The sequence below is a fragment of the Anaerobranca gottschalkii DSM 13577 genome, assembly GCF_900111575.1.
In the GTDB taxonomy this organism is placed as follows: domain Bacteria; phylum Bacillota; class Proteinivoracia; order Proteinivoracales; family Proteinivoracaceae; genus Anaerobranca; species Anaerobranca gottschalkii.
On the sequence record NZ_FOIF01000001.1, the window covers coordinates 1 to 26,880 of the forward strand.

At 32.8% G+C, this 26,880-nt stretch carries 26 protein-coding genes, 3 tRNA genes and 1 other RNA gene; 5 read left to right on the forward strand and 25 right to left on the reverse strand.

Annotated elements, in window-relative coordinates:
* The first annotated feature begins 401 nt into the window (after positions 1-401).
* Entirely contained in the window at positions 402-647 is a 246-nt protein-coding gene (locus tag BMX60_RS00005) for a DUF896 domain-containing protein (RefSeq protein WP_091347544.1), read from the forward strand.
* A 27-nt stretch (positions 648-674) separates the two neighbouring features.
* Here BMX60_RS00005 and malQ read toward each other — a convergent pair whose 3' ends face one another.
* Positions 675-2,168: a 4-alpha-glucanotransferase gene (gene malQ, locus BMX60_RS00010; protein ID WP_278276541.1), complete on the reverse strand. Its 1,494-nt coding sequence runs from the start codon at positions 2,166-2,168 to the stop codon at positions 675-677.
* 159 nt (positions 2,169-2,327) lie between these two features.
* On the reverse strand, positions 2,328-3,353 hold the full coding sequence (locus tag BMX60_RS00015) for a permease (protein ID WP_091347551.1): 1,026 nt from the start codon (positions 3,351-3,353) through the stop codon (positions 2,328-2,330).
* Positions 3,354-3,476: 123 nt separating this feature from the next.
* Here BMX60_RS00015 and BMX60_RS00020 point away from each other — a divergent pair, with 123 nt between their 5' ends.
* Positions 3,477-3,986, forward strand: coding sequence for a ferritin (locus BMX60_RS00020; protein ID WP_091347554.1), 510 nt, complete (start codon positions 3,477-3,479; stop codon positions 3,984-3,986).
* A 77-nt stretch (positions 3,987-4,063) separates the two neighbouring features.
* Positions 4,064-4,433: RNase P RNA component class A (gene rnpB / locus BMX60_RS00025), an RNA gene on the forward strand.
* 43 nt (positions 4,434-4,476) lie between these two features.
* Here the strand turns inward: rnpB and BMX60_RS00030 are convergent.
* The 9 genes from BMX60_RS00030 to BMX60_RS00070 form a co-directional block, all read right to left on the reverse strand.
* Positions 4,477-5,085, reverse strand: a complete 609-nt coding sequence (locus BMX60_RS00030; protein WP_091347557.1) for a LemA family protein — start codon at positions 5,083-5,085, stop codon at positions 4,477-4,479.
* 43 nt (positions 5,086-5,128) lie between these two features.
* On the reverse strand, positions 5,129-6,235 hold the full coding sequence (locus BMX60_RS00035) for a Nif3-like dinuclear metal center hexameric protein (RefSeq protein WP_177159615.1): 1,107 nt from the start codon (positions 6,233-6,235) through the stop codon (positions 5,129-5,131).
* On the reverse strand, positions 6,204-6,917 hold the full coding sequence (locus tag BMX60_RS00040; RefSeq protein ID WP_091347562.1) for a tRNA (adenine(22)-N(1))-methyltransferase: 714 nt from the start codon (positions 6,915-6,917) through the stop codon (positions 6,204-6,206). The genes BMX60_RS00035 and BMX60_RS00040 overlap by 32 nt, the downstream gene beginning before the upstream one ends.
* A 104-nt stretch (positions 6,918-7,021) precedes the next feature.
* Positions 7,022-7,096: transfer RNA gene (locus BMX60_RS00045), tRNA-Glu, on the reverse strand.
* A 5-nt stretch (positions 7,097-7,101) separates the two neighbouring features.
* A tRNA-Ile gene (locus BMX60_RS00050) sits at positions 7,102-7,178 on the reverse strand.
* 5 nt (positions 7,179-7,183) lie between these two features.
* Positions 7,184-7,260 (reverse strand) — tRNA-Asn (locus BMX60_RS00055).
* 188 nt (positions 7,261-7,448) lie between these two features.
* Entirely contained in the window at positions 7,449-8,567 is a 1,119-nt protein-coding gene (rpoD, locus tag BMX60_RS00060) for an RNA polymerase sigma factor RpoD (RefSeq protein ID WP_091347565.1), read from the reverse strand.
* A 150-nt stretch (positions 8,568-8,717) separates the two neighbouring features.
* Positions 8,718-9,176, reverse strand: a complete 459-nt coding sequence (locus BMX60_RS00065) for a YaiI/YqxD family protein (RefSeq protein WP_091347569.1) — start codon at positions 9,174-9,176, stop codon at positions 8,718-8,720.
* Positions 9,177-9,346: 170 nt separating this feature from the next.
* Positions 9,347-10,351, reverse strand: coding sequence for a deoxyguanosinetriphosphate triphosphohydrolase (locus tag BMX60_RS00070; RefSeq protein WP_091347572.1), 1,005 nt, complete (start codon positions 10,349-10,351; stop codon positions 9,347-9,349).
* Between the two features lie 139 nt (positions 10,352-10,490).
* Here BMX60_RS00070 and BMX60_RS00075 point away from each other — a divergent pair, with 139 nt between their 5' ends.
* A complete protein-coding gene (locus tag BMX60_RS00075) occupies positions 10,491-11,678 on the forward strand; it encodes a D-alanyl-D-alanine carboxypeptidase family protein (RefSeq protein ID WP_091347576.1) in 1,188 nt (395 codons plus the stop codon).
* A gap of 35 nt (positions 11,679-11,713) precedes the next feature.
* Here BMX60_RS00075 and ppdK read toward each other — a convergent pair whose 3' ends face one another.
* Genes ppdK through BMX60_RS00095 form a run of 4 tightly spaced genes read right to left on the reverse strand, consistent with a single transcriptional unit; the run spans position 11,714 to position 16,606 of the window.
* Entirely contained in the window at positions 11,714-14,353 is a 2,640-nt protein-coding gene (gene ppdK / locus BMX60_RS00080; protein ID WP_278276538.1) for a pyruvate, phosphate dikinase, read from the reverse strand.
* 2 nt (positions 14,354-14,355) lie between these two features.
* On the reverse strand, positions 14,356-15,159 hold the full coding sequence (locus tag BMX60_RS00085; RefSeq protein WP_091347580.1) for a pyruvate, water dikinase regulatory protein: 804 nt from the start codon (positions 15,157-15,159) through the stop codon (positions 14,356-14,358).
* A 13-nt stretch (positions 15,160-15,172) separates the two neighbouring features.
* Positions 15,173-15,805, reverse strand: coding sequence for a transcriptional regulator CcpN (gene ccpN, locus BMX60_RS00090; RefSeq protein ID WP_091347583.1), 633 nt, complete (start codon positions 15,803-15,805; stop codon positions 15,173-15,175).
* Between the two features lie 51 nt (positions 15,806-15,856).
* Positions 15,857-16,606, reverse strand: coding sequence for a pseudouridine synthase (locus tag BMX60_RS00095; RefSeq protein ID WP_278276539.1), 750 nt, complete (start codon positions 16,604-16,606; stop codon positions 15,857-15,859).
* A 101-nt stretch (positions 16,607-16,707) separates the two neighbouring features.
* On the opposite strand from BMX60_RS00095, the gene BMX60_RS00100 reads away from it, so the two are divergent.
* On the forward strand, positions 16,708-17,175 hold the full coding sequence (locus tag BMX60_RS00100) for a hypothetical protein (RefSeq protein WP_091347590.1): 468 nt from the start codon (positions 16,708-16,710) through the stop codon (positions 17,173-17,175).
* A gap of 273 nt (positions 17,176-17,448) precedes the next feature.
* On the opposite strand, the gene BMX60_RS00105 is transcribed toward BMX60_RS00100, so the two are convergent.
* The 10 genes from BMX60_RS00105 to BMX60_RS00150 form a co-directional block, all read right to left on the reverse strand.
* Positions 17,449-18,717 (reverse strand): FAD-dependent oxidoreductase, encoded by a 1,269-nt coding sequence (locus BMX60_RS00105; RefSeq protein ID WP_091347595.1) that lies wholly within the window; start codon positions 18,715-18,717, stop codon positions 17,449-17,451.
* A gap of 61 nt (positions 18,718-18,778) precedes the next feature.
* Positions 18,779-19,306 (reverse strand): spore maturation protein, encoded by a 528-nt coding sequence (locus BMX60_RS00110; RefSeq protein ID WP_091347599.1) that lies wholly within the window; start codon positions 19,304-19,306, stop codon positions 18,779-18,781.
* 1 nt (position 19,307) lies between these two features.
* Positions 19,308-19,892 (reverse strand): nucleoside recognition domain-containing protein, encoded by a 585-nt coding sequence (locus BMX60_RS00115; protein ID WP_091347602.1) that lies wholly within the window; start codon positions 19,890-19,892, stop codon positions 19,308-19,310.
* Positions 19,886-21,016: a D-alanyl-D-alanine carboxypeptidase family protein gene (locus BMX60_RS00120; protein ID WP_091347605.1), complete on the reverse strand. Its 1,131-nt coding sequence runs from the start codon at positions 21,014-21,016 to the stop codon at positions 19,886-19,888. The genes BMX60_RS00115 and BMX60_RS00120 overlap by 7 nt, the downstream gene beginning before the upstream one ends.
* A 113-nt stretch (positions 21,017-21,129) precedes the next feature.
* Positions 21,130-21,582, reverse strand: coding sequence for a GerW family sporulation protein (gene ytfJ, locus BMX60_RS00125; RefSeq protein ID WP_091347610.1), 453 nt, complete (start codon positions 21,580-21,582; stop codon positions 21,130-21,132).
* Positions 21,530-22,243 carry a DUF2953 domain-containing protein gene (locus BMX60_RS00130; RefSeq protein ID WP_091347613.1) on the reverse strand — a complete coding sequence of 238 codons (714 nt, stop codon included), beginning with the start codon at positions 22,241-22,243 and terminating at the stop codon, positions 21,530-21,532. The genes ytfJ and BMX60_RS00130 overlap by 53 nt, the downstream gene beginning before the upstream one ends.
* An 85-nt stretch (positions 22,244-22,328) precedes the next feature.
* The gene (gene scpB / locus BMX60_RS00135; protein ID WP_242945672.1) at positions 22,329-22,847 is read right to left on the reverse strand and encodes an SMC-Scp complex subunit ScpB; all 519 of its coding nucleotides are present in this window, start codon (positions 22,845-22,847) and stop codon (positions 22,329-22,331) included.
* Positions 22,825-23,568 (reverse strand): segregation and condensation protein A, encoded by a 744-nt coding sequence (locus BMX60_RS00140; protein WP_177159616.1) that lies wholly within the window; start codon positions 23,566-23,568, stop codon positions 22,825-22,827. The genes scpB and BMX60_RS00140 overlap by 23 nt, the downstream gene beginning before the upstream one ends.
* 12 nt (positions 23,569-23,580) lie before the next feature.
* Complete coding sequence (locus BMX60_RS12365) at positions 23,581-24,231, reverse strand: site-2 protease family protein (protein WP_091347623.1); 651 nt, start codon at positions 24,229-24,231, stop codon at positions 23,581-23,583.
* Positions 24,218-26,878 (reverse strand): CBS domain-containing protein, encoded by a 2,661-nt coding sequence (locus BMX60_RS00150; RefSeq protein WP_091347626.1) that lies wholly within the window; start codon positions 26,876-26,878, stop codon positions 24,218-24,220. The genes BMX60_RS12365 and BMX60_RS00150 overlap by 14 nt, the downstream gene beginning before the upstream one ends.
* Positions 26,879-26,880 lie beyond the last annotated feature (2 nt).

Sequence of the window (26,880 nt, forward strand, 5' to 3'; positions counted from 1 at the left end):
TAAATTAGCCCAACAATGGATTACAGAAGAAACAGCCTAGCTTTTGTTTAGCAGAGCCCGGGCAGGAACTAGTAATCGGCTTGCGAACTCTTGACAAACCGAAGTCTTAAAAGGCTAAAATTGGTAACGTCAAGGGCTTATTTGTTATGCCTTTCTTTTGTTCCCTTCGCCCTTGTTATCTTTGAATTAGCCTTTTAAGACTGTTTGTCAAGAGCGATTACGTTATTTTTCTTTATGCTAATCTGTTCGTGTGGTATTTAATCTATTTTTTCATAGAACTTTTTACATTACCACCCTATTCTCTATATTAGACGATTGGAAAAGGAAAAAGTTCTATTATTGATAAAAATTTTTTTTTAGCATATAATAATAAAATCTAGTATAAAAAGGATGGTGTTTTAATGTTATCAAAGGAAAAAATCGAAAGAATTAACTTTTTAGCCAAAAAACAAAGGGAACAGGGTTTGACAGCTAGAGAAAAAGAAGAACAACAGGAATTAAGACAAGAATATATAAAAACAATAAAAAATCAGGTTAAAGCTGCCCTAGATAACACAAAGTTTATAGATGAAAAAGGAAATGAAATTAAAGTAAATCATAAATATCGACACAAAAGCTGTGGTTGCGGCTGTGGTCATAAACATTAAAACGAGGGAATTTCCCTCGTTTTTTACTTAATACCTGCCATATAGTTTTGTTAGTTCTGCTAATCTTAAGGCTATACTTTCAGTTAAATCTCCTTTTTTAAATCTCCATGTCCAGTTACCGCTAGCAGTACCAGGGACATTCATCCTCCCTTCTGCTCCAAGACTTAAAATATCTTGTAAGGGGAATATTGCTATGTTACAAACAGTAGATAAAGCTAGCTGAATAATATCCCAAGAAATATCTTTCCCATCACTTTTGGAATATTTTAAAGCGTATTCTCTATCCTGAGGTGAAGCTTTTTCAAACCAACCTAAAATCGTATCATTATCGTGGGTGCCTGTATATACTACTGAATTTTTTTCATATTTATAGGGGATTACATCACTTTCTTCTTTCGAATCAAAGGCGAATTGTAATATTTTCATTCCTGGGAAATTAAATTGTTCTCTAATCTCATGAACTTCTTTAGTAATAAAACCTAAATCTTCTGCAATGATAGGTAATTTACCTAAAGCCTTTTCTATACTGCTAAATAAATCGGCACCAGGTCCTTTTCTCCAAACTCCATTGACAGCCGTTTTTTCTCCATATGGAACAGCCCAATATGCTTCAAATCCCCTGAAATGATCTAAACGAACAATATCCACTAACTGTAAAGTCACTTTAAACCTATCTATCCACCATTTGTAATCATCTTCTTTCATTTTATCCCAATTGTATAATGGATTTCCCCATAATTGACCTGTAGCACTAAAATAATCTGGTGGCACCCCTGCTACCTCGGTAGGATAACCTTTTTCATCTAAACAAAATAATTCTGGCTGTGACCAAACATCGGCACTATCAAAGGCAACAAAAATTGGAATATCACCAATAACTTCTATGAAGTTTTTATTTGCATAACTCTTCAAATCCATCCATTGCTCATAAAAAATATATTGTATAAATTTTTGAAAACCAATTTCCTCTTTTAATTTTTCTTTCCAATATTCCAGGGCACTAGCTTCCCTTTTCGCTATTGGTTTATCCCAAGTATTCCAAACTGCTCCTTTATAATGTTCTTTTAAAGCCATAAATAGTGCATAATCATCTAACCATTTCTTTTGATTATGGCAGTAATTTTCATACTTTTCTTTTTGTATTTTTGTAGCATGTTTTTTAAAATTATTATAGGCTTTATTGAAAACAGAAAATTTAAAGTTAATTACTTCCCCAAACTCTACATGGTTATCATCAAATTTCTTAGGAGGTTTAATGTCTTCCTTTTTGAGGAAACCTTCTTGTACTAATTTATCTAAACTTATTAATAAAGGGTTTCCAGCAAAAGCAGAGAAACATTGATAAGGTGAATCTCCAAATCCTGTAGGTCCAAGAGGTAAAATTTGCCATAATTTTTGTTTGCTAGCCACTAAAAAGTCAACAAAATCATAGGCTTCTTTCCCTAAATCACCTATACCATAAGGACTGGGTAAAGATGTTGGATGTAATAAAATCCCGCTTGATCTTTTAAACATTAGTATTCGCTCCTTTTTATTATAATTTAAAGGGAGGCCAATACTTATAAAATTATAGGCTTATATGACCTTAAAAAGTATCCTAGTCTATTTTAATTCGATATAAATATAAAATTTCCTGCTAACAATATGCTCTGCTATTAAATTTTAATTATTAAAATTTACTTAATGGTGATGTTTATGATTACTCTTTAATAATGCTATTACTAACACACTAACAAAAACCAACCCCCAAAAACTGCTAGAATGACTAGTACCACTTTTTATAGTAAAAGAGATATTTATTCCAGGAAATAAATGATGAAAAACAATAGCACTGAAGATAGAAAACAGTGGCAATACGATTAAATATAATACCATTGCCCTCTTACCGAAAGCCTTATTTAGCATTAATAACTGACTAGTATTTGTTGCTGGACCTGTAATCAAAAAAACTATTGCTATAGCCGGAAAAGCCCCTTGGTTAATTAACGAAGCTACAAAGGGAATTGCACCTACATTACATACAAACATAATAACTCCTAAAAAAGCCGTTATTGTGAAAGAAAATACTTCCATAGAACCTAAGATATATTTAACAAAATCAGTTGGAACGAAAACTGTTAAAATCCCTGCCACAATAAAACCATAAACTAATGCCGGTGCTAATTCAACAGCTAAATTATTAAATGCCCAATCTAAACCAGAAATCACATTATCTTTTAATACCTTCCCTTTTTTTTCATCATGGTTAACATTACAACAACCACTCTTTTTCTTACCTCCAATATATTGAATATCAGGAACAAAAATATTTGCTAAAACTCCTAGAATTATTGCGGAAAGTCCTACAGTTAATATATAACCTAAAGTTAGTTGAAAACCCAACACTGATATACTTAAACCTATAGAAGCGGGATTAACTGCCGGTGCTGCTACTAATAAAGCTAAACAGGGTCCTATAGCTACTCCTTTTTTATGTAAGGCCAAAGATATCGGGATTATACCACAACTACACACCGGTAATAAGATTCCAATTAAACTTGCCCAGATTATTGGAAAAAAACCTTTCCCTCCAAGATATTTTTGTAGCAATTTATCAGGAATAAGCTGGTGGATTAATCCTGCTACAAATAAACCTACTAAAAACCAAAGGGCTGTTTCTTTTATTAACCCCCAAGTAACTAAAGACAAATGAAAAATTTTTTCCATTTAGTAACTACCCTTTCTATTTGTTTTTTGATTATATTTATTATTTCAATTAAAAATTTAGTACATTTGACATTATTCTCTTTTAAATGTATTATTAAATTAAAAATAAAGGAGGTATTTAATATGTTATCAGAAAAACTTTTAAATGAATTAAATTTACAGTTGAAATATGAAATGGAATCTGCAAATTATTATCTAGCAATGGCAGCTTACTGTGATTCTTTGGATCTCCCCGGCTTTGCTAATTTCTTTTTAGTTCAAGCTGAGGAAGAAAGATTCCATGCTATGAAGTTCTATAATTTCATCAATGATCTAGGGGGCAAAGTAACTATTTACGGTTTTGCTGATCCTAGAAACGACTTTTCATCTTTAGAAGATGTTTTCCAATCTGCATTAAAACACGAGCAATTTGTTACAAAAAGAATACATACGATTTTAGATTTAGCAAATGAAGAAAAACATTATCCAACAATTAGTTTTCTACAATGGTTTGTAGATGAGCAAGTTGAGGAAGAAGCTAGTATGAGTCAATTATTAAGTAAAGTTAAAAGATTAGGAGAAGATAACCCAGGAATCTATATGTTAGATGAAGAACTAGCAAAGAGAACCTTTACACCTCCTGCCACAGAATAATTTTTCCAAAAAATTCAATTGACTTATATATGAAAAGTTAATATAATATAATTCCAATCACATAAAAAAACTAATTTTGAGTAAATGGGATAGTCGCGGGTACAATAGCCGAAAGGCTGTACCTGAGGAAAGTCCGAGCTCCATAGGGCAGGGTGCTGGGTAATACCCAGTGGGGGCGACCCCAAGGAAAGTGCCACAGAAATAAACCGCCTTAAGTTTACCTTAAGGTAAGGGTGGAACGGTGCGGTAAGAGCGCACCAGCAGTTAGGCGACTAACTGGCTAGGTAAACCCCACCTGGAGCAAGACCAAGTAGGAGGGATATAGGAGTGGCCCGCTCTCCCTCGGGTAAGGTCGCTTGAGGTGTTAGGCAACTAACATCCTAGATAGATGACTATCACTTTTCCTTTGGAAAAGTACAGAACTCGGCTTACAAGTTTACTCAAAATTATCATAAAAATAAAGTGGTCTATTTTTAGACCACTTTTTTCTTTAATAATTCCTATTTAAATCATATAGTGGTACTTTTCTTATACCACTAAAAAAAGCCACAAGATTATTGGGAAAACTAGATATTTTTCTATTAAAATTTGAAGCTATTCTATTATACTCAGCCCCTGATATGGAAACTTTTTCATCAATTTCCCGTAACCTTTTAAATTGGCTAAAGTTCTCAACTTCTATATCTAATTTCTCTTTTAAAAAATTAGTAAAAATTAAAAATCCCTCTTCTATATTTTTTATCTTGTTTATATTTTCTCCATTGTAAATCCCTTCTTCACTTTCTAGGATTTCTTTTATATCACCTATTACGATAAAATAAATATATTTACCTCTATCATCATAGAGTTCTGAAAGATCTAAAACAATCCCTTCTTCATTACTTTGGAAATTTATTTCATTATTAAATACATTCATCAAACTAGATATTAGATTAAATCTTTCCTTTAAATCTTCCTCTAAAATTACCTTTGCAGCTTCTAATTCCCGCTCTACATCTAAAATAGAATAATAAACAAACATTAAGCTAACACCTAAAACAATAAAAACAATAAACACAAAAAAAGGCATTAGGGATAAACCCTTTTTTTCCATCGACATTTTAACTCCTCCCTAACCTTTACCTTTAAACTGCCCCAAAGCTTTATAAAAATATATATGGACAAGTATTAACTTTAGTTACATAAACTTCAACATCTTCTAATTTATCATTTACTAATTCCCTTAAATGCTCTAAAACTGGAACCTCTGTATAATAATGTCCTGCATCAATAACTGTTAGTCCTAAATCTACTGCCATTTGACCTTTATGATAATCAATGTCACCAGTTATAAGACATTGACATCCAGCAAATTTAGCTTCTTGAATCAAAGAACCTCCACTTCCGCCACAAATAGCTACTTTAGATATTTTCTTATCTAAATCCCGTGAAAAAATTTTTACTCCTTGGCAGTGCAATTTTTCTTTAACCTTTTCTGCCAATTCTTTTACTTTAATTGGTTCCTCTAGTTCGATAACAGATCCTAACCCAAACACCTTCCCTGTATTATTCAATGGAATTATATCATAAGCCACTTCTTCATAGGGATGAGCCTTAATCATCATTTTTATAACTGAAGATAAAATTTTATTTGGAACTATAGTTTCAAGTTTAATTTCTTGAACCTTTTCTATTGAACCTACTTTGCCAATATATGGATTAGACCCTTCTAAAGGCTTAAAGGTACCTTCTCCTTCAGTCATAAAGGAACAATGGCTATACCTACCAATATGACCTGCTCCAGCTTTGGATATAACTAAAAGAAGATCATGGGCATTTTCCTTAGGAACATAAACAACTAATTTTGAAAGTCCCTCTTTTTCTGTAGGATGTAAAACTGTACCTTTAGGAAACTCTAATTTTTTTCTTAGAGCTTCAGTTACACCTAAGTCCACAACATCTAAATTAGTATGGGCACAATAAACATTTATATTATTTTTTATTCCTTTTATAATAAGCCTTCCTTGTTCCATATCATCCCTAATATTTTTCAATCCTTTAAAAATAAAAGGATGATGGGTAACAATTAACTGACAATTTAATTTAATAGCTTCATCTAATACATCTGAAGTTAAATCTAAAGCCAATAAAACCTTAGAAACATCGGCAGAATAGCTACCTATTAACAAGCCATTGTTATCTTCAGGATAACAAGCTAAATCTTTAGGGGCAATCTCTTCAATTTTTCGAATTATCTCCTGTACTTTCAATTTCTTCAAGTACCTCCTTAATTAAATTATTATCGGCAACTAAACCTTCTTTTATATTTCCAGTATTGCTTCCTTTCTCGAGAAAGTTTAAAATTTTTCTGTTCTTTTCATATTGTTTTTTAAGATAACTGACAAAAGAATCTTCCTTCTTTTCCAATAAAATAGGTCCAAACCTATATTGTTTATAAGATAAAAAGGTAGTACTCCTTTTCTTTTTAGCTTTTATAATCTCATAAAATCTATGACCTTCTTTAGCAATATCTTCATCGATAATTTCCCAACCATTTTTATCTAAATATTCCCTTACAGTTGAAACCTCAGTCATTGGTTGAATTATTAGTGTTAATTCTTTTGAAAAACTAGGTGCTTCTTCTAAGATAGATATTATAGTTTCTCCACCCATCCCTGCTATTATTGCAGTATCAATGTCATCAGTTTTTTCTAAAACCAATAATCCACTTCCTAATCTAAAATCCACCTTTTGTTTAACTCCATATTTTTCTAATGTTTTTTTTGCTGCATTTAATGGTCCTATATTTACATCTGTAGCAATACATTTTTGGATTAGATTATTAATAATTAAATACAGAGGTATGTATCCATGATCTGTACCTACATCTATTACTTTAGATCCTTTATCTATCAAATTAGCTATTTTTTGTAATCTGGGAGTTAACTTCATAAATTCCTCCTAAAAAAATTATATATTTTTATCATATCATATATTTTGTAAAAAAAACAAAAGATATAAAAAAAAACACACTTTTTTGTGTGTTTTATTCACTGTGGTGACCCCTAGGGGATTCGAACCCCTGTTACCGCCGTGAAAGGGCGGTGTCTTAACCACTTGACCAAGGGGCCATGGTTGGTGGGCCCACCTGGACTCGAACCAGGGACCAACCGGTTATGAGCCGGTTGCTCTAACCAACTGAGCTATAGGCCCAAATTTGGCTCCCCAGGTAGGACTTGAACCTACGACCTACCGGTTAACAGCCGGTTGCTCTGACCAACTGAGCTACTGAGGAACGATTTCTAACGACATTTTTTATTATAACTTATTTTTTTTGTTTAGTCAATACTTTTTTTATAAATTTTATTTTTTCTTTCTACAGTTAAGCAGCGACAATATTTATTATATTTAATGCCATAAAAAATGTCAATAATTTTTATGATAAATTTTTTAAACCCCCATCTGAAAATGGGGGTTTTAATATTACTCTAGATAATCTTTAAGCCTCTTACTTCTACTTGGGTGTCTCAACTTCCTTAAGGCCTTTGCTTCAATTTGACGAATTCTCTCCCTAGTTACACCAAACACTTGACCTACTTCTTCTAAAGTCCTTGGTTTTCCATCATCTAGACCAAATCTCAACCTAAGAACTTTTTCTTCTCTATCTGTGAGGGTATCTAAAACTTCCTCCAACTGTTCTTTTAATAATTCAAAAGCTGCAGCATCGGCAGGAGCCTTTGCATCTTGATCTTCTATAAAATCTCCAAGATGACTATCATCTTCCTCACCAATAGGTGTTTCTAAAGATACAGGTTCTTGGGCAATTTTCATAATTTCCCTGACCCTATCTGGAGAGATATCCATATGTTTAGCAATTTCTTCATCAGTTGGTTCTCTCCCAAGTTCCTGTACCAATTGCCTTGAAACCCTAATTAACTTATTAATTGTTTCTACCATGTGAACAGGTATACGGATAGTACGGGCTTGATCTGCAATTGCTCTGGTTATAGCCTGTCTTATCCACCAAGTTGCATAGGTACTAAATTTATAACCTTTCTTATAATCAAACTTTTCAACTGCCTTGATTAACCCTAAATTACCTTCTTGAATTAGATCTAAAAATAGCATTCCTCTACCTACATATCTTTTAGCAATACTTACAACAAGCCTTAGATTTGCTTCAACTAACCTTTTCTTAGCTTGTTCATCGCCTTTTTCCATCCTTTTTGCTAATTCAATCTCTTCATCAGCAGAGAGTAAAGGAACTCTACCAATTTCCTTCAAATACATTCTTACAGGGTCATTAATACTTATCCCTTCTGGCAAGGAAAGATCAAGATCTATGTCAGTAATATCTGATTCAATGTCTGGATCAACAGCAGCTTCATCGATGTCTAATACATCTAAATTATCATCAATAGAATCATCTACTACCTCAATACCCATAGAAATAATTTTTTCATAATATTCATCAATTTGATCAGGTGTTAAATCGAACTCGTGGAGGTAATCCATAATATCTTTATAGGTCAATATCCCCCTACTTTTCCCTCGTTCTAATAGTTCTTTTTTTATTTCAGATAGTTTTTTTTCATTTGCCACTTATACTCCCCCCCTTTCCGAGAGTTAGATTATATAGATAATAGAGTAATGAATTTGACAGATAATATATATTCGCCATTTTTTTAAAAAACCCTTTATTTTTTTCTATTTTTTTCGACTAAATTCGCCATGTATTTTTTAAAATAAAAGTTAAGAATTACTTGTTAAATTTGCTATTAAATATAATAAATTTCTTCTAAATTTATTAATATCTTGATTAGAATATTTTGCTGGTCCTCCCTTTAGTAACTTAGCTTGTCGTAGCTTTGTATTTTGATGGCGAATCAGCAAAAAATTATCGATATTATCATGGGTAAAAATTTCTCCTCTTACTCCTAAGGGATTACCACCTTTTGCTAAAACCATTGATGCTAAACCATAATCTTGAGTTATGACAATATCCCCTTGTTGAGTATCATTTACTAGCTTAATATCAACACTTTGGTCTTTACAATCTAAAAATACATGATCTTCTTGTGAATCAGTTAAATCTGAGTAATGGGCTAAAGTGGTATAAAATGTAAGTGGTAATTTATATTTCTTTGCAATTTCTCTACAACAACTTTTAACTACTTTCGGGCAACCATCTCCATCAACTAATATCCTCATATAAATATTTCCTTTGATAATTATTTTAATATTTATATTCGAGTTTACTATGTAATTTTCCTGCAAAAAAAATGTTAAATTTTAATTTAAGAGTAAAGGCAATTTTCTAGTTTTTGACTATTTAGACTATATATAGTATTGACTTTTTAATTTTTTTTATTCTCAACAACTTATATTAAACTCCAAGCCTTAGGTATAAAGTGTTCTTTAAATATATTAACTATATAACGATCAGTCATCCCTGCAATAAAATCACAAATTGTTCTTTCTAGATTATTTTTTTCAATTTTAATATAAGTTTCTGCTGGTAATTTACGTGGATTTTTTAAATAAAAATGGTATAATAATGTTATGATTTTTTTTGCTTTATACTCTTGGGTTTTAGCAGGAGAATCAATATACACCTTTTTAAACAAAAAACTTCTAAGTTCATCCATAGCTTCTTTAATTTCTGGGGATTGTTTTATTTTAGGACTATTTTGACTAGAATAAATTAAATCTTTAACTAAAGTTTCGATTCTTTGACTTTTAGTTAAACCTAATTTAGATATAGGATAATAGGGCAAATCATTTTCACTAATAATTTTAGCACTAATAGCATCTTCAATATCGTGATTGATATATGCTATTCTGTCAGCTATTTTTACTATTTGTCCTTCAAGGGTAAATGGATCAACAGGTCCTGTATGGTTCAAAATACCATCAAGAACCTCTAAAGTTAAATTTAATCCTACTCCACCACCTTCTAATTTCTCCACTACCCTTAAACTTTGTTCGTTATGTTTAAACCCAAAACTTACCACTGAATTTAAGGCTTCTTCTCCTGCATGCCCAAAAGGAGTATGACCTAAATCATGACCTAAGGCGATGGCTTCTGTTAAATCTTCATTCAACCTTAATCCCCGTGCAATAGTCCTTGAAATTTGGGCCACTTCTAATGTATGGGTAAGTCTGGTACGAAAATGGTCATTTTCTGGAGAAATAAAAACTTGAGTTTTATGTTTGAGTCTTCTAAAAGCTTTAGAATGGATAATTCTATCCCTATCCCTTTGAAAATCCGTTCTAATACTACACTTCTTCTCTTCTTTTTTTCTACCCTTTGTTTGGGAACTAAGGGATGCAAAAGGACTCAACAATAACTTTTCATTGTTTTCCGTAATTTCCCTAATATCCATAGTAGAATCACCTCTAGTGGTATATTTCAACAAAATATTTAATATTCCTTTTTTCCATGTAATAAAAATTAAAAAGATTTATTTAGTACAAACTAATAAAGGTTATTATACAATTCTAGTAGTTCAGGAGGTTATAATTATGAAAAAAATATTTATAACATTATTTTTATTGATATTTAGTATAATAATTCTATTACCAACGGGAAATGTAACGGCCCAAGAATTTAATTTAAGATCCTATATAGTTATGGATGCCCAAACTGGCTATGTAATGTATGAAAAAAATGCTGATACTCCTTACCCACCAGCTAGTATTACAAAAGCAATGACTATGTACCTGATATTTGAAGCATTAGAAAATGGACAAATTACTTTAGATGAAAAAGTTACCGCTGGACCAAGGGTAAAAACAGCTCAAACTCCAGGAGCCCAAACTATATTTCTCCAACCAGGACATCAAGTATCAGTTCGAGAATTATTAACAACTATTGCCGTACCTTCTGCTAACGATGCCGCTGTAGCTATGGCCGAACATATTGCAGGTAGTGAAATGCAATTTGTTGCAATGATGAATGATAAAGCCAGGGAATTAGGATTAACAAATACATTATTTCAAAATTCCCATGGATTAGATGCACCGAATCACTATATGAGTGCTAGAGATATCGCCATTTTGTCCAAAAGGTTAATTAATGATTTCCCACAAGTCCTAGAATTTTCAAGTATTGAAACATATAGAACCCAAGAACAAACAAATCATTGGGGAGAAACACTTTTTTACGAATCTACATTTAGATCATTGCTTCGTAAACATAGAGGTATAATTGATGGACTTAAAACAGGATATACTGAAGAAGCAGGGCGCTGTATTACTGCAACTGCTTTCATTAATGGTCGCAGAGTGATAATAGTTCTGATGGGAGCTGAATCTATTAGCCAAAGGGATAATTATATAGAACAATTTATGAACAAAATAGTTACAGACTTCCGTTCTGTTATCGTTGCTGAAAAAGAGAACCCTGTAGAAGAAGTTCCCATACCAAGGGCAAAAAACAGATTAGTTCAAGTAGGCACTTTAGATGATGTAAGTTTAATGGTCCCTAATGTCAATCCCGATGTAACACAACAAATTATAATCAATGAAGGGGTTAGAGCACCATTAAACAAAGGAGATGAAGTAGGTAAAGTTATATATTATATAGGTGAACAACAGGTTTATGAGACACCTATTTATGTATTAGAAGATGTTCCCCAAGCTAATATAATTGTTAGGTTCTTTAGAGGTATAGGAAATCTCTTCTCAAAACTATTTAATTTAATATTCTAAAATATACCCCCAGCTTAAGCTGGGGGTATATTTTTTTACCCTTTAATTTTACTTTGAGCTGCAGCTAATCTTGCAATTGGCACCCTATATGGAGAACAGCTTACATAATTTAGTCCTAATTTATGGCAAAATTCTATAGATGATGGTTCTCCACCATGTTCTCCACAAATACCAGTTTTTAATTCAGGTCTAGTACTTCTTCCCTTTTCTACAGCAATTTTCATCAATGCCCCTACTCCTTCACGGTCTAAAACAGCAAAGGGATTTTCTTTATAAATCTTTTGATCGAGGTATGAAGGTAAAAACTTTCCTTCCGCATCATCACGACTAAATCCTAAGGTAGTTTGGGTTAAGTCATTGGTACCAAAGGAGAAAAATTGAGCGTGCTCTGCAATTTTATCTGCTGTTACACAGGCCCTAGGTAACTCAATCATAGTACCTACTGTATAATTTAATTTTTTACCTAACTTTTCTTCATATTTATTAGCAATATTTACTATCATCTCTTTTAAAATAGCCAATTCCTTTGCTTCTCCCACTAATGGAATCATTATTTCTGGGTAAACCTCTATATTTTCATTAACTAATTGGCTAATTGCAGCAAAAATTGCATTTACTTGCATTTCATAAATCTCTGGGAAAACAATGGCTAAACGGCAACCACGATGACCCAACATTGGATTAGCCTCTTGTAATGCTTTAACTCTTTTTAAAAGTTCTTCTCTTTTAGCAATTTCTCCACTGGATAATTCTCCTTTTTCTTTAGCAAGGGCTAATTCTATAGATAAATCACTTACATCAGGTAAAAATTCATGTAATGGCGGATCTAAAAGTCTAATGGTTACTGGAAGACCAGCCATAACTTTAAAGATTTCGTAAAAATCCCTTTGTTGAATGGGCAACAATTTATCTAAGGCTTCTTTCCTTTGAGCAATGGACTGGGCTAAAATCATTTTTTGTACTATAGGTAATCTATCTGCTTCCATAAACATATGCTCTGTTCTACAAAGACCAATTCCTTCTGCTCCAAATTCCCTCGCTTTTTTGGCATCTTGAGGGGTATCTGCATTAGCTCTAACCCTTAAATCCCTTAGCTCATCCGCCCAACTTAAAACTTTTAAAACATCTTCATTTAATTCTGGTTCTACTAAGTCAACTTCACCAATAATCACATCACCAGTAGTACCATCTATTGTTAGAATATCACCCTTATATAAAACAATATCACCGACAACTAGCTTTTCTTCTTCTAGATAAATATCTAAAGCTTCACAACCACAAACACAAGGTTTACCCATTCCCCTGGCTACCACCGCAGCGTGACTAGTCATACCACCTTTGGTTGTCAAAACACCTTGGGCTTCTACCATACCGTGAATATCATCGGGAGTAGTTTCAGGTCTTACTAATAATACCTTTTCACCTTTTTTACCTAATTGTTCTGCTTCATCGGCTTCAAAAACAATTTTTCCTGTGGCTGCCCCTGGAGAAGCAGGTAATCCCTTAGCGATTACATCTAATTTTACCTTGGTATCTATGGTGCGATGAAGTAATTTATCTAATTGATTAGGATCAATTTTCAAAAGAGCTTCTTCTCTAGATAATAACCCTTCTTCTACTAAATCAACAGCAAACTTAACCGCAGCCTTTGCAGTTCTTTTAGCATTACGGGTTTGTAATATAAATAATCTATTCTTTTCAACGGTAAATTCAATATCTTGAACATCCTTGTATTCTCTTTCCAACTTTTCACAAAGCTGTAAAATTTCTTCATAAATATCTGGCATAATTTCCTTCAGTTTTTGTATAGGCTGTGGTGTTCTAATCCCAGCAACGACATCTTCCCCTTGTGCATTGACTAAAAACTCACCGAATAAGATCTTTTCACCAGTTGAAGGATTTCTGGTAAATAAAACTCCTGTTCCACAATCATTTCCTTTATTGCCGAATACCATTGACTGAACATTTACAGCAGTACCATAATGCTCAGGAATCTTGTTAATTTGGCGGTAAATTATAGCCCTTGGATTATTCCAAGAATCAAAAACTGCCTTAATAGCCAGCTTTAATTGTTCAAAAGGCTCTTGTGGAAAAGATTTTCCACTATTTTTAAGTACTATTCTTTTATACTCATCAACTAAACCTTTTAAAATTTCCCCATCTAACATAGTATCTTCTGTTACTCCAGCTAATTCCTTTGCATTATCTAATGCCCTTTCAAAATTATAATGGGGAATACCTAAAACTACATTACTAAACATTTGAATAAATCTTCTATAACAATCATAGGCGAATCTTTTATCTCCAGTTTCTTCAGCTAATGCTTCAACAGTTACATCATTTAAACCTAAATTTAAAATAGTATCCATCATCCCTGGCATAGACACTGGTGCTCCTGATCTTACTGATACCAGTAGAGGATTTTCAGTAGAACCAAATTTCTTTCCTAAAGCTTCTTCTATTTTCCCCAAAGCATTTTTAACTTCTTCAAAAAGTTCCTCAGGTAATGACTTATTCTGATGATAATATAAATGGCATGCTTCAGTAGTAATGGTGAAACCTGGAGGAACAGGTAACCCTAAACTAGTCATTTCAGCTAAATTAGCCCCTTTACCTCCCAATAGTTCCTTCATGCTTTTATTGCCTTCAGAAAATAAATAAACATACTTTTTCAAATTTAGCCCTCCTTAATAATTTTTAATATACGACTAGCAGTTTCTTCTACCGCTTTGTTAGTAACATCTAAAATTGGACAATTTAATTTTCTCATTATCTCTTCTGCATATTCTAACTCCATCAAAATCCTTTCCATGGAGGCATAACTAGCATGATCCCTTAATCCTAATGCTAATAATCTTTCTTTTCTTATCTCATTTAACTGGTGGGGCGATATTATTAAACCGACAATTTTTTTAGGATCAACCTGAAACAGTTCCTTAGGTGGTTTAACTTCTGGTACTAAGGGGACATTTGCCGCTTTTATTTGTTTATGGGCTAAATACATACTTAATGGAGTTTTAGAAGTTCTAGATACTCCAACTAACACAACATCAGCCCTTAGTAATCCCCTAGGATCTTTCCCATCGTCGTATTTTACAGCAAATTCTATTGCTTCTATTCTTTTAAAATAATCGGTGTCTAACTTCCTCATTATTCCAGGCTCAAATTTAGGTTCTTTATTAGTTATTTTACGTAGTTGCTCCATTACTGGTCCTAATATATCTACATAGGGTAGTTTTTTCAGTTGACAAAGCTTAATGGTATATTCTCTAAGTTCTGGTAAAACAAAAGTAAAGGCTACCATGGCATTATCCTTTACAGCATCATGTATAGCTTCATTTACCGTTTCTTTATCAGTAACATAAGGAACCCTATTGATTATAGCATTACCTGAGTTAAATTGACTGGCAGCAGCTTTAACCACTAGTTCTGCCGTTTCTCCTAAAGAATCTGATAAAACATAAATAATTGGTTTATCCATCTATTTATCCCTCCTATTTGCCTTCCGCTAACTCTAATAACAATTTAGCAATATTTGTTTTAGTAAATCTCCCTACAACTTCTAAATACTCTTTACCATCAACAATTACCTTCTTAACTACTGGTAGAGAATCCACCTGATAATTGATTATTTTTTTTATAGCTTCATAAACTGGAGTCTCTTCTTCTACAAAAACAATGTGGGGAAGTCTAGTCATCACAACATCAACAGGAGTTGTCTCTAAATTCCCTTTACCCATAGTAGTTTTCAATAGATCTTTCCTTGAAACGACACCAGCCAAGAAACCATTTTTAACTACATAAATAGTTCCCACATCTTCTAAAAACAAAGTAACAATAGCTTCATATATACTTTGACCTTCTGTTATAACAATAGGTAAACTTTTAACTTCTCCAACTTTTAATTTTTTAAGGTAATCCCCTGTAATGTTAGTAAATCCTTTATCTACATAAAAATAACCAACCCTTGGTCTAGCTTCTAAAAGTCCAGACATAGTTAAGATAGTTAAATCAGGTCTTAAAGTAGCCCTTGTTAAATTTAACTTTTGGGCAATTTCTTCACCAGTTATTGGTTGGTTATTTTTAACAATATCTAATATCTTATATTGTCTTGCAGTAAGCTCCACATCTAATCACCACCAAATAGTATGTAATATTTAATTATTATGTTATACTATTTATTGATTTTTGTCTAGTGGTTTTGATAAATATGTTACACTACTTTTTAATTTTTCCACCTCTTTATCCGTTAATACTCTATATTTCCCTACTGGAACCCCTGCTAATGTTAAATCACCATAACGAACCCTAGTTAGTTTTAATACTTTTTTTCCTATAGCTTCCATCATCCTCCTAACTTGTCTATTACGTCCTTCATGAATAGTTAGTGAAATTACAGTCTCTCCATTAGTCTCCTTTAAAATAACAGCCTTTGCCGGAGCAGTTAAACCATCCTCTAACATAATCCCCTTTTCTAGTTTTTCAATTTGATCTAAACCTACTTTCCCTTTAACTTTAACATGGTACTCTTTTTCTACTAAATACTTAGGATGAGTCAACTGATAAGCTAACTGACCATCATCCGTTAATAGTAATAATCCATCAGTCATTATATCTAACCTTCCAACTGGAAATACCCTTTTACCCTTAGGTACTAATTCCATAACTGTTTTTCTTCCTTGAGGATCTGATACTGTAGTTACATAACCTACTGGTTTATTGAGTAAATAGTAAACATGATTTATTTTTTTGTTTATTACTTTTCCTTCTACTTCTACTCTATCTTTTTCTGAAACTTTAAATCCTAATTCCCTTATTACTTGACCATTTACCTTTACTTTACCTTCTAAAATTAACTCTTCTGATTTTCTCCTGGAAGCTACCCCTGCTGCAGCCATAAATTTTTGTAACCTTTCTATTTTAATCAACTCCCATTTATATTTTTAAATTTATTTTAACAAATAATAGCTAATTTTTGTCAACATTTTATAACTGGTGAATATGATAGATTAGAAGAGGGGGTGGGTTTTTGAGAATTTCCTATGAGTTTCTATTGAATAAAGGTGTAAAATTGCATATCGGGTCTTTTTTTGAATCATCATTATATCAAAATGGTAAATATATTAATAAAAGCTTTGGTTCTGATAATTTCCATGTAGAAACATTCCTTGAAAAAAGTAATCGGATTTCTGCTGTTGGAAGAAACTGTACAATTCAAATTCCCATTGAAGAATTACCTACAAAAGTACAAGTTCCTAAACCCTCTCAACTCACTTTAAGTTCCTTAGATAATTTAGAAATATTATGCCGGACTAATATTTTTCTAACAAAGGACTGTTTATGTAAACATATCAATCTATCTGTTAATTTAGATGAAAATAAATTATTAATTCCTTTAATAAAACACAATAATGAAATTACCTTCATAGAAAAGGGAAGATATATAATTAACCTTTCAAATATATTAATAACAATTGTAAACAAAGTCATTTTTTAAAGGCTGTAGTAATTAAACATTCTAACAAAGTTTTGCGTCGAGATTTAAGGCTTCTATCTAAAAGAAAGAAGGGTACCGCTCTAATTCGCCATCCATGGCTCAATAGAGCTTTCGGAACGTCCTGTTCCTCACCCCTTCTTCCTTTTATCTAATCAGCTCTTAAATCTATCTCCTCAACTTAATCGTATCTTTGTTTAATTACCACAGCTGATGATGACTTTATCTATAGTTTGTCTTCAGTCTAAACCACCGAGAGGTGGTTTTAGTCGTGTTTTAAGAAAAGATATCTTTCATACCAGTTTTTTTCACCCGCACACGAATTTCATCCAAATCTGTGGTATACAAGTTTTGATCTACTATATGTTGGAATAAAATGGAACCTGAGAAGGTGAAACGATTTTTGTTTCCTCCTTGACTTTTAAGGATTTTACCAGAATAATGAATTCCTTCCCCAATAGCAAGTTGTCTTGGAACCGCCAACATCTTTTCCCTTTTCCCTAACCTTACAGCATTAAAACCAGCTAAAGTACCTGTAACAATAGCTTCAGTATGGCCAACTAAAAGTCCTGCTTTCTCCCCTGCACAAAAGAGATTTTCCAAGCCTTCTACCTGTAAATATTCGTTTCTATATACAGAACTTAATAATCTTACAGAATTTGTTACTCCTCCAGATAAAGGATCTGAAAATCGGGCTTTTTCAAAGCCTGGAACATTTCGTAACAGTTCTAAGGGGAAATAAGGTGTCATCAATTTAGCATGTCCGCAATCTAATAAAACAAGATTTTCTTCATATTCTTTATAGGTATATTGCTGACAAACCTTTACTGATAAATATTTCCCTTTCCTCAATTCTTGTGGAATAGGAATTATACAAACTCCCGCTTCTTTAAGCCTTATTTGAATATCTTTTGCTAAACTTTCTTTTATAATTTTACATGCTCCACTTAATGCTCCAACTTCACCATTTTCTCTAATTCCTTGATATTCATTTATCCCAGCCTTTTCACTTATAGAAATCCTTCCTCCAAAGGTAGGACACCTAAGAATACACATAGCACAACCATTACCATATCTAGTACAATTATCTATACCTCCTGCACTTCCAGTAGTATCAATAAAGACATCTGCCTCCACTTCAGTGCCATCATCTAAAATAACCTTAATAATTTTTCCATCTTTTTTTACCACTTCTTTTCCCCTATTAGCAAAAAGAAGTTTAATACCTAATTTACTCAATAAACTCCGTACTTCCCCTTCGATAATTCTAACATCATATAATGAGCTGTGACTATGTTTTGGAAAATCTATATTTTTATGTAGACAATTATTATCAATTAAATCAACTAACTCTTTAGCACCCATCTCTTTCAATTCTTCAAAGACAGTATATCGACCATTATTCCTTACTATTCCCCCAACTAACCCAGTACCTAATAACATATCGGTTCTTTCTACTAATATTACATCTCCACCTGTTTTTTTAGCCTGAACTGCTGCAGCACAACCAGCCCAGCCTCCTCCAAATACTGCTACTTTAACCACTACTACCACTCCTTGAACTTCTTTTATTAGTTTAGTATTCCCCTAAATATAAAGAGTTATATTAAAGTAAGATTCTACAAACCAAAATAGAGGCTAAAAAACCAGCCATATCCGCCAACAACCCTACTGTCATGGAATAGCGGATTTTTTTTATACCTACTGAACCAAAATAAACGGTTAGAATATATAAAGTAGTATCGGTACTTCCTTGTAAAGTTGAAGCAACCATCCCTAAATAAGAATCTGGGCCATAATGTTCCATTATTTCAGTTGCCATAGCTAAGGCTCCACTGCCAGATATTGGTCTCATTAAAGCCAAAGGTAGTATTTCCGATGGAATCCTTAATAGATTTGTAATAGGTGCTATTATGCCTGTTAAAATTGCAAAGCCACCGGATTCCCTAAATATTCCGATAGCCACTAACATTCCCACTAAAAAAGGAATTAACTTAACAGCTGTTTGAAATCCTTCTTTTGCTCCTTCCACGAATGTGTCAAAAACATCTACTTTTTTTATGTAAGCATAAACAACAACCAGAAAAACCATGGCAGGCAATGCCCACTGAGATACAATATTTATAATTCCCATTTTAACGCCTCCTATATAGTTTTCTAAAAAATCTATCTAAGGAAATAGCTACAAAGGAAGAACAAAAGGTGGCTACAATAGTTGTTCCAACAATTCTAGTAGGGTCTGTAGAACCAGTAGCCATCCTTAAAGCAATTACAGTAGTAGGTATAATCGTTAAACTTGATGTATTTATTGCTAAAAAAGTACACATAGCATCAGATGCCGTTTCTTTATCTTCATTTAACTGTTGTAATTGTTCCATAGCTTTTAATCCTAAAGGGGTGGCAGCACTACCCATCCCTAAGAGATTAGCACTAATGTTCATTAAAATACTGGACATTGCAGGATGGCTAGATGGCACATCAGGAAATAAAAATTTTACAAAGGGCTTCAATAGCTTAATAAAAATATTTATCAAACCAGATCTTTCTATCAATTTCATAATTCCCAACCAAAAAGTTAAGATAGAAATAAGGCCAAAGGCCACTGTTACCCCTTTTTCTGCAGAGTTTAATAAAGTACTAGTTACAAGTCCTATTTCTCCCTTAACTGCAGCAACTAAAATTCCTATCACAATAAAGAAAAACCAAATCTTATTTACCATGAAAAATACCCCCTAACCCTTGGTAAAATATTGAGCATTCTAACTAACCTTTTATACCAAGGTAAAGGCTTTTCTTCTACACAATCACCAGCTACTAAGGGTTGAGTGTATATTAGTTCTCCCCCATTATAAAATAAGATTTCTCCTACTTTCTCACCCTTTTTTATCGGTGCTTTTAAAGAAAAAATTTTTTTCTCAGAAGATATAACCAATTGTTCCCCCTTTTTTACTGGATAAAAAACATCTTCTTTACTGACAACTGGTATCTTGTTTATTTTTCCATTTTCCACATCCACCACATCAACAACGGTGTCTTTTAATATCAATGGAACTAATTCATAATTCTCAAAGCCCCAATTCAATAATTTCATAGCATTATTAAACCAATCAGGGGAATTTAAAAATACTGAAACCAATTCCATCTGGTCTTTTTTTCCAACAGCACTTAAACATCTACCTGCGGGAGTGGTAAATCCAGTTTTTGAAGCTGAGGCATAAGGATAGTTAAGCAAAAATTTATTATTTGAATACATATCCCTCACTATCCCCTCTTTAGAAACTGACCTATAATATGTACAAGATGCAATTTGTCTAAACAAAGGATTTTCCATAGCATAAGCTGTAATCAGTGCTAAATCATAAGCTGTAGTATAATGATTTGGTGCATCTAAACCATGGGGATTAGCAAAGGAAGTATTATATGCTCCAATCATTTGAGCTTTTCTATTCATTAAGTGAACGAAATGTTCTTCCGTCCCTCCTATATAAATAGCTAAAGCTGTAGCTGCATCATTACCTGACTTAATCATTAGTCCATATAATAAATCGATAACCTTAATGGTTTCCCCTTCTTTCAGATACATAGATGAACCTTCAATTCCAGCGGCTTCTTTAGGGATTATAAAATATTCATCTAATTTTCCTAATTCTAATGCAACAATTGCTGTCATAATTTTAGTGGTACTAGCCATCGGTAGTTTATCATATTCATTTTCAGCAACTAATACCCTTTTAGTTTGTCTGTCCATTAATATATAGGCTTTAGAATTATATGCAAAACTTAGTTTGCTAGTCACTAAAAGAAAAATCAACAATAAAATAAAGGTAAAAATCTTCCTTTTCATCTCCCTACTCCCCTATTCTAATTAAAGATTTGGCTTATATAAAATATATTAGTTTGGTAATAGGGGTATGATAAACAAAACAAAAAAAGAGTTGTCAATTTGACAACCCTTTTTTAACTTTTCTCTAGTTGAGATTGAATTTGATTTAACTGGGCTTCTATTTTTTGTAGTTTCCCATCATTACCATTGCCATTACCATTATCTTTTACCATTCCCTGAATTTTTTCCATTAACTGCGGTACTGCATCAATTAGTCTGTCATAAATTGCATTATTACTTACTGGTAACAGCCTAACTTGATTATTACCTACAACTAAGAAGCCAACAGGTTGTACTGATACCCCAGCTCCACTACCACCACCGAAAGGCAATTCTTTGTGATCGTGATCCCCTACTTCAAATTCTGTACCCCCAGCAGCAAATCCAAATCCTACCCTTGAAACTGGGATAATGACACTACCATCTGGTGTTTCCACAGCATCACCAATAACAGTGTTCACATCAACCATTTCTTTAATACTTTCCATTGCCGTTTTCATTAATCCTTGAATTGGATGTTCTGACACTTTTACCACCTCCTAGACCCTTAGATATTTTATATTTTAAAACCATGGTTAAAAAAAACATACTTGTAATTATAATGTAACCTACCCGAGTCCTAAATATGCAATTTAATTCTGTTTTAAATAAATTTCTATTAAAATCAGGATAAATTTTTATATTAGGTTGACAGTTAATTTTAACTGTTTTATTTAACAGAAAAATTAAAACTGAAATTCCCTGCCAAATGAAGCCATACAACACACCAGTTAGAGCTGCATCTTCCACTCCATATTCCAACTCTAAATCAAATTTAGTTAACTTAAGTCCCCTTTTTGTTATCTTTGTAACCTTTGTAAGTAACTTTGAGATTTCCTTCTTTTTTTCGATAATATAATTTAAAAAACTCAAAAATTCACTAAAGCTTAATATAAAATTTTTTTCTTTATCTATAAAAGGTTTACCCTTATCCCTTTCCACTTCCCCCTCAATTTTTAAAACATTCCTTTTTGTATGTATTTTAGGAATATCTAAATCGAAGTGAATCAATCCCCAAAGAAAATGAATACCTATGTCTAATCTGTCGTCTTTTCCCCTTTTCTTACCTTGGATATTTATTTCTAAAGGGCTTAAAAGAATAATCAACAAAATCAGAGGAAGCAAAAAGAAAAGCCAATACAGAGACATTCTACCCACCTTCTCTCAACCCATATCCATATAGGTTTAGAATACCCCAATATTGGCAAAATAACACAATTTTTTTATTAAATTATCAAGAAGTTAATTTGGTTAAGTCTTCTAAATTCTTTAAACCAAATTGTTTGAGAAACTCTTCCGTAGTACCATAAAGGATAGGACGACCTATTCCTTCTTTACGTCCAACTTCAGTTATTAACCCCCGATTTAACAAAGTAGCTAGAGCCTTTTCCACCTTCACTCCCCGAATATCCTCTATTTCTGCCCGAGTTATAGGTTGTTTATAGGCTATGATTGCTAATGTTTCTATTGTTGCTGCCGTTAAATTATTAAATCTTTCTATTCCAAACAATTTTTGAATGAATTTATGGTATTGGGGTTTAGTGCAAAGCTGAATTCCTCCAGCCACTTCCCTAATCATTAACCCTCCAGATTGTTCTTTTTCATTTTTTAATTCCTCTATAACCTTACTTATTAAGAGGGGAGTAGTATCTAAAACCTCTGCTATTTGAGCTAATGTAAGGGGTTCCCCTGAAGCAAAAAGTAAGGCTTCAATACAAGATTTTAAAGACCTATTGTCCTCCATTTCCGACATCCTCTCTCCTTAAACTTATTTCAATATCTCCAAAAGGTTCCCCCTGAACAACATATATTTTTTTTAACCTTATAAGCTCTAATACTGCCAAAAATGAGATAACCAAATAATACTTGGAAGACCAATTCTTCAATAATTCCCCAAAATAAAGTTTAGGAGAAGTTTTCAGTAATTCCATAATATACTCCATTTGTTCGCCAATAGTAATTTCTTCTTTAACTATTTGATGTACCTTTTCTTCCTTTTCATTAAGGATTTTTGCTTTATCCATCGCCCGCTGAAATGCCCGAAAAAGGTGATGCAACGAAAGATTTAGAGGTCTAGATTGTGGCTCAATTTCTGATGGCAAACGGGTATGAAAATGTTCCGCATTATTAGCCATTTCTAACATAACCTTTGAAACCTCTTTATATTTTTTATATTCCAACAACCTCCGAACCAGTTGTTGCCTTGGGTCTTCTAGAAAATCTCCTTTATCTCCATTCCCCTTTTTAAAAGGTAAAAGGGTTTTACTTTTTATATCTATTAAAGTGGCAGCTACAACTAAAAACTCACTGGCCACATCTAAATCCAATCTTTCCATTTCCTGAATTGCCTTCAAAAAATCTTCAGTTATTTGGGCTATAGAAATTTCGTTGATATCTACTTGCGCTTTTTCTACTAAATGTAATAGTAAATCAAATGGTCCTTCAAAGTTAGCTGTCTTAACGTTAAACTCCAAAATTGCCCCTCCTTAAAAGAAAAGGTTTAAAATACTTAATGTAATAGTGTTTAAAATCCTTATTACAGAATTAGCCATAGGTGCTAAAATAATTGGTAATAAACCGGATATTAGTAAAAGAATTAGGATTAGCGGGGCATAGGGCTCTATCTGATAATATTTATAACGATAATTATAAGGTAAAATACTGTTTAAAACCTTCGAACCATCTAAAGGGGGAATAGGTAATAAATTGAATAACATAAAATAAATATTGTACATGATTAAATACCGGCTTAAAAAGTAAAGATAACTACTAACAGGTCCAAAAAACCCTAATGCTGAAAAATAGAATAGGAATGTACTAATAAAGGCAAAAAGTAAATTAGCTAAAGGGCCTGCTAAAGAAACTAAAATAACACCTCTGTTTCTATCCCCTTTAAAATTAAAAGGATTAATGGGTACTGGCTTTGCCCAACCAAAGCGAACGAATATCAGCATCAAAAACCCTAATGGATCTATATGGTCTAAAGGGTTTAAACTCAAACGTCCCTCTCTCCTAGGAGTAGGATCCCCTAAAATATCTGCAACTTTAGCATGGGCGTACTCATGGAAAGTCAATGCCAAGACAATTGCCGGTAAAATTAAATGAATATTATTTAGAAAGTGGTTAATATCTCTCATCTGTCAATTCACCATCCTTAAGCTTCGGAAGATATCGGGATTTAACCCATAAAATCTCCTCTTCCTTATTAGCTATATTTCCATCTAGTTTTTCTTTCTTTACATTTTGTATAATTTCCGAAAAAATCGGTCCAGGTTTTAAACCTAGTTCTAATAGATCTTCTCCTTTAATTTCCACGGAAATTTTAGAAAGCTCTTCTAAATACAGAAATACCCGCTTTTTAACTAAATTACTGCCTGATATAGCAGTTAAAGCAATTAAACTATCATTAGAAAACCTCTCTAACATACTAACCAACTGGGAAGGAGAATAAAACTTAGGATCTATAAGTTTTTCTAAAATCCCTTGATATTCAGTTAAAAAATACACTAAATCATCATAATTGTTTTTTTCTAAATTCATTCCCTTTAAAAATTTGTTTCTAACCCCTTCACTACAATAGGCTAAAATAGTCCTGAGATATATCAAAAAAGGTTCATCTATAGGTATTCCTTTATCTTTACACATTGCCAACAAATTATTACTAATCTCCATCCCTTTCAATAGTCCCTTTTTATCCTCTATTTCTCCAAAAATTTTATCTATAATCCCTAAATCCATAGCCCTTTTAAAACTAGCCAATCCTGTTTTTTCAACTAACATCAGCTTTAATTCATCTGCCATTCTAGATACTTTAACTTGTTCTAACATATTATTGTTTATGGCATTTTCCATAAAAGCTAATGTTTGTTCTTCAATTTTAAAGCCATACCTGGCTTCAAAGCGAATAGCCCTTAAAATCCTAGTGGGATCTTCCACAAAACTCAAATTATATAATACCCTAATTATACCATCTTCTAAATCCTTTTTACCATTAAAAAAGTCTAAAAAATCTCCAAAAACAGGGCTATTTAATTTAAAACCAAGGGTATTTATTGTAAAATCCCTCCGATATAAATCATGTTTAATAGTTGTTTCTTCTACTTCAGGTAAAGCGGCAGGGAAAGGATAAAATTCCATTCTAGCAGTAGCAAAATCAATTTTACTACCATCTTTTAATGTTAAAGTTGCAGTACCAAAATTAGGATAAGTTTTTAAATTTCCTCCTATATATTTAACTAACTTTTCCGCAAAACTGATGGCATTTTCCTCTACGACAATATCAATATCTAAATTCTCCACCCCTAAAAGGAGATCCCTGACAAAACCTCCGATAGCATAAGCTTTATAACCTTCTTTTTGAGCCTTTTGTCCAATTAACAGCAACAATCCTTGAACCTTTTTAGGTAAACGGCTGTTGATTAAAGCTGTTAAATTACCATTTACTTGGGCAATATTATATCCTCCGGTACTATATAGAGGTTTATGCCACCTTGGAACTTCCTCTCCGTGGATTAATTTTAAGATATCTGTCCTAGTTATAATTCCTATTATATTATCATTATCGTCAACTACCGGAACTCTACCGATATCTTTTTGAATTAAAGCCCTTTGAATTTCTGAGATGCTAGTATTTTCTTTAACCTTTACAATATTTCTAGACATAAAACCTTTTACCGGGCTGTGTCCTAACTTATGATGGATAGCTTTGTCTACATCCCTTCTGGAGATGATCCCTACCAATTTCCCATCTTCTACTACTGGAAAACCAGTATGTCCATACCTCAACATCAAACGGTTAGCTTCTTCTACAGTTACCTCTGAGGTAATTGTTTTAACAGGTTTTGTCATTATATCCCTAGCTAATAATGGTGAAGGCAATAGGTGTAAGTGGTGTTTTAAAAGGGTAACGACTTCATCAACACTCTTCCCTTTAATGGTTACCGCAGCAGCCATTTTATGACCATTGCCCCCTAACCTCTGAATACATTCCAAAATAGAGACTTCAGTTTTTAAACTTCGTCCTACCACATGAACCCTATCTACCATATAAACAACTGAAAAGATAGCATCGACATTATCGATATTACCTAGCTTCTTAGTTATTTCACCTACCCCCCCAATGAAATCATCAAAATATCCAGTAGTAATGGCTATATTCCAATCATTTACCTTTAAATGTTCAATATTATCCATCAGCTTGTCTAAAAGTTCCCTTTGACCTTGATTTAATGGTTTAGATATATATTCACCAACTATTGCTAATTTGGCCCCCTGTTGTAAGAGATAACTTACGGCATTGACATCCCTAACAGTGGTAGATGGATAAGTAAGGTTACCGGTATCTTCATAAATACCTAATGCCAATACTGTAGCTTCAAAAGGGGTTATTTTTATCCCCCTTTCTTTAATAGCTTCTACTAAAATAGTTACTGTAGCTCCTACTTGGGCCAAGACCCCTTTAATATGGGGCAGAAGCTCTTCTTTAACTGGATGATGATCATAGATTATCACTTCAATATTTCCATTACTAAGTAAAGGCCCAATACTTCCTAATCTCTTGCTCGATGAAGTATCAACTACTATTAACCTTTTAACTTTTTGGGGGTTGATCTTGGATAACTCCATTACATCAAAGGAGTCTTTATGCAGTGAATAAAATTCCTTAACATTTTTATTTAATTTTCCAGGGAAAACCATTTTCCCTCCTGGGTATAATTTAGTACAAGCAACCATAGATGCAAAACCATCAAAATCAGTGTTGGTATGGGTGATAATAATATCCACCT

What these genes read in the sequence shown, in the direction of transcription:
- BMX60_RS00015 (WP_091347551.1), bottom strand. Translation starts at nt 3,353, where the DNA reads ATGGAAAAAATTTTTCATTTGTCTTTAGTTACTTGGGGGTTAATAAAA.
- BMX60_RS00085 (WP_091347580.1), bottom strand. Translation starts at nt 15,159, where the DNA reads ATGGATAAACCAATTATTTATGTTTTATCAGATTCTTTAGGAGAAACG.
- BMX60_RS00065 (WP_091347569.1), bottom strand. Translation starts at nt 9,176, where the DNA reads ATGAGGATATTAGTTGATGGAGATGGTTGCCCGAAAGTAGTTAAAAGT.
- BMX60_RS00020 (WP_091347554.1), top strand. Translation starts at nt 3,477, where the DNA reads ATGTTATCAGAAAAACTTTTAAATGAATTAAATTTACAGTTGAAATAT.
- BMX60_RS00130 (WP_091347613.1), bottom strand. Translation starts at nt 22,243, where the DNA reads ATGTCTCTGTATTGGCTTTTCTTTTTGCTTCCTCTGATTTTGTTGATT.
- BMX60_RS00040 (WP_091347562.1), bottom strand. Translation starts at nt 6,917, where the DNA reads ATGAAGTTAACTCCCAGATTACAAAAAATAGCTAATTTGATAGATAAA.
- scpB (WP_242945672.1), bottom strand. Translation starts at nt 22,847, where the DNA reads ATGTCGGAAATGGAGGACAATAGGTCTTTAAAATCTTGTATTGAAGCC.
- BMX60_RS00070 (WP_091347572.1), bottom strand. Translation starts at nt 10,351, where the DNA reads ATGGATATTAGGGAAATTACGGAAAACAATGAAAAGTTATTGTTGAGT.
- BMX60_RS00120 (WP_091347605.1), bottom strand. Translation starts at nt 21,016, where the DNA reads ATGAAAAGGAAGATTTTTACCTTTATTTTATTGTTGATTTTTCTTTTA.
- BMX60_RS00115 (WP_091347602.1), bottom strand. Translation starts at nt 19,892, where the DNA reads ATGGTAAATAAGATTTGGTTTTTCTTTATTGTGATAGGAATTTTAGTT.
- BMX60_RS00110 (WP_091347599.1), bottom strand. Translation starts at nt 19,306, where the DNA reads ATGGGAATTATAAATATTGTATCTCAGTGGGCATTGCCTGCCATGGTT.
- BMX60_RS00075 (WP_091347576.1), top strand. Translation starts at nt 10,491, where the DNA reads ATGAAAAAAATATTTATAACATTATTTTTATTGATATTTAGTATAATA.
- BMX60_RS00005 (WP_091347544.1), top strand. Translation starts at nt 402, where the DNA reads ATGTTATCAAAGGAAAAAATCGAAAGAATTAACTTTTTAGCCAAAAAA.
- BMX60_RS12365 (WP_091347623.1), bottom strand. Translation starts at nt 24,231, where the DNA reads ATGAGAGATATTAACCACTTTCTAAATAATATTCATTTAATTTTACCG.
- BMX60_RS00030 (WP_091347557.1), bottom strand. Translation starts at nt 5,085, where the DNA reads ATGTCGATGGAAAAAAAGGGTTTATCCCTAATGCCTTTTTTTGTGTTT.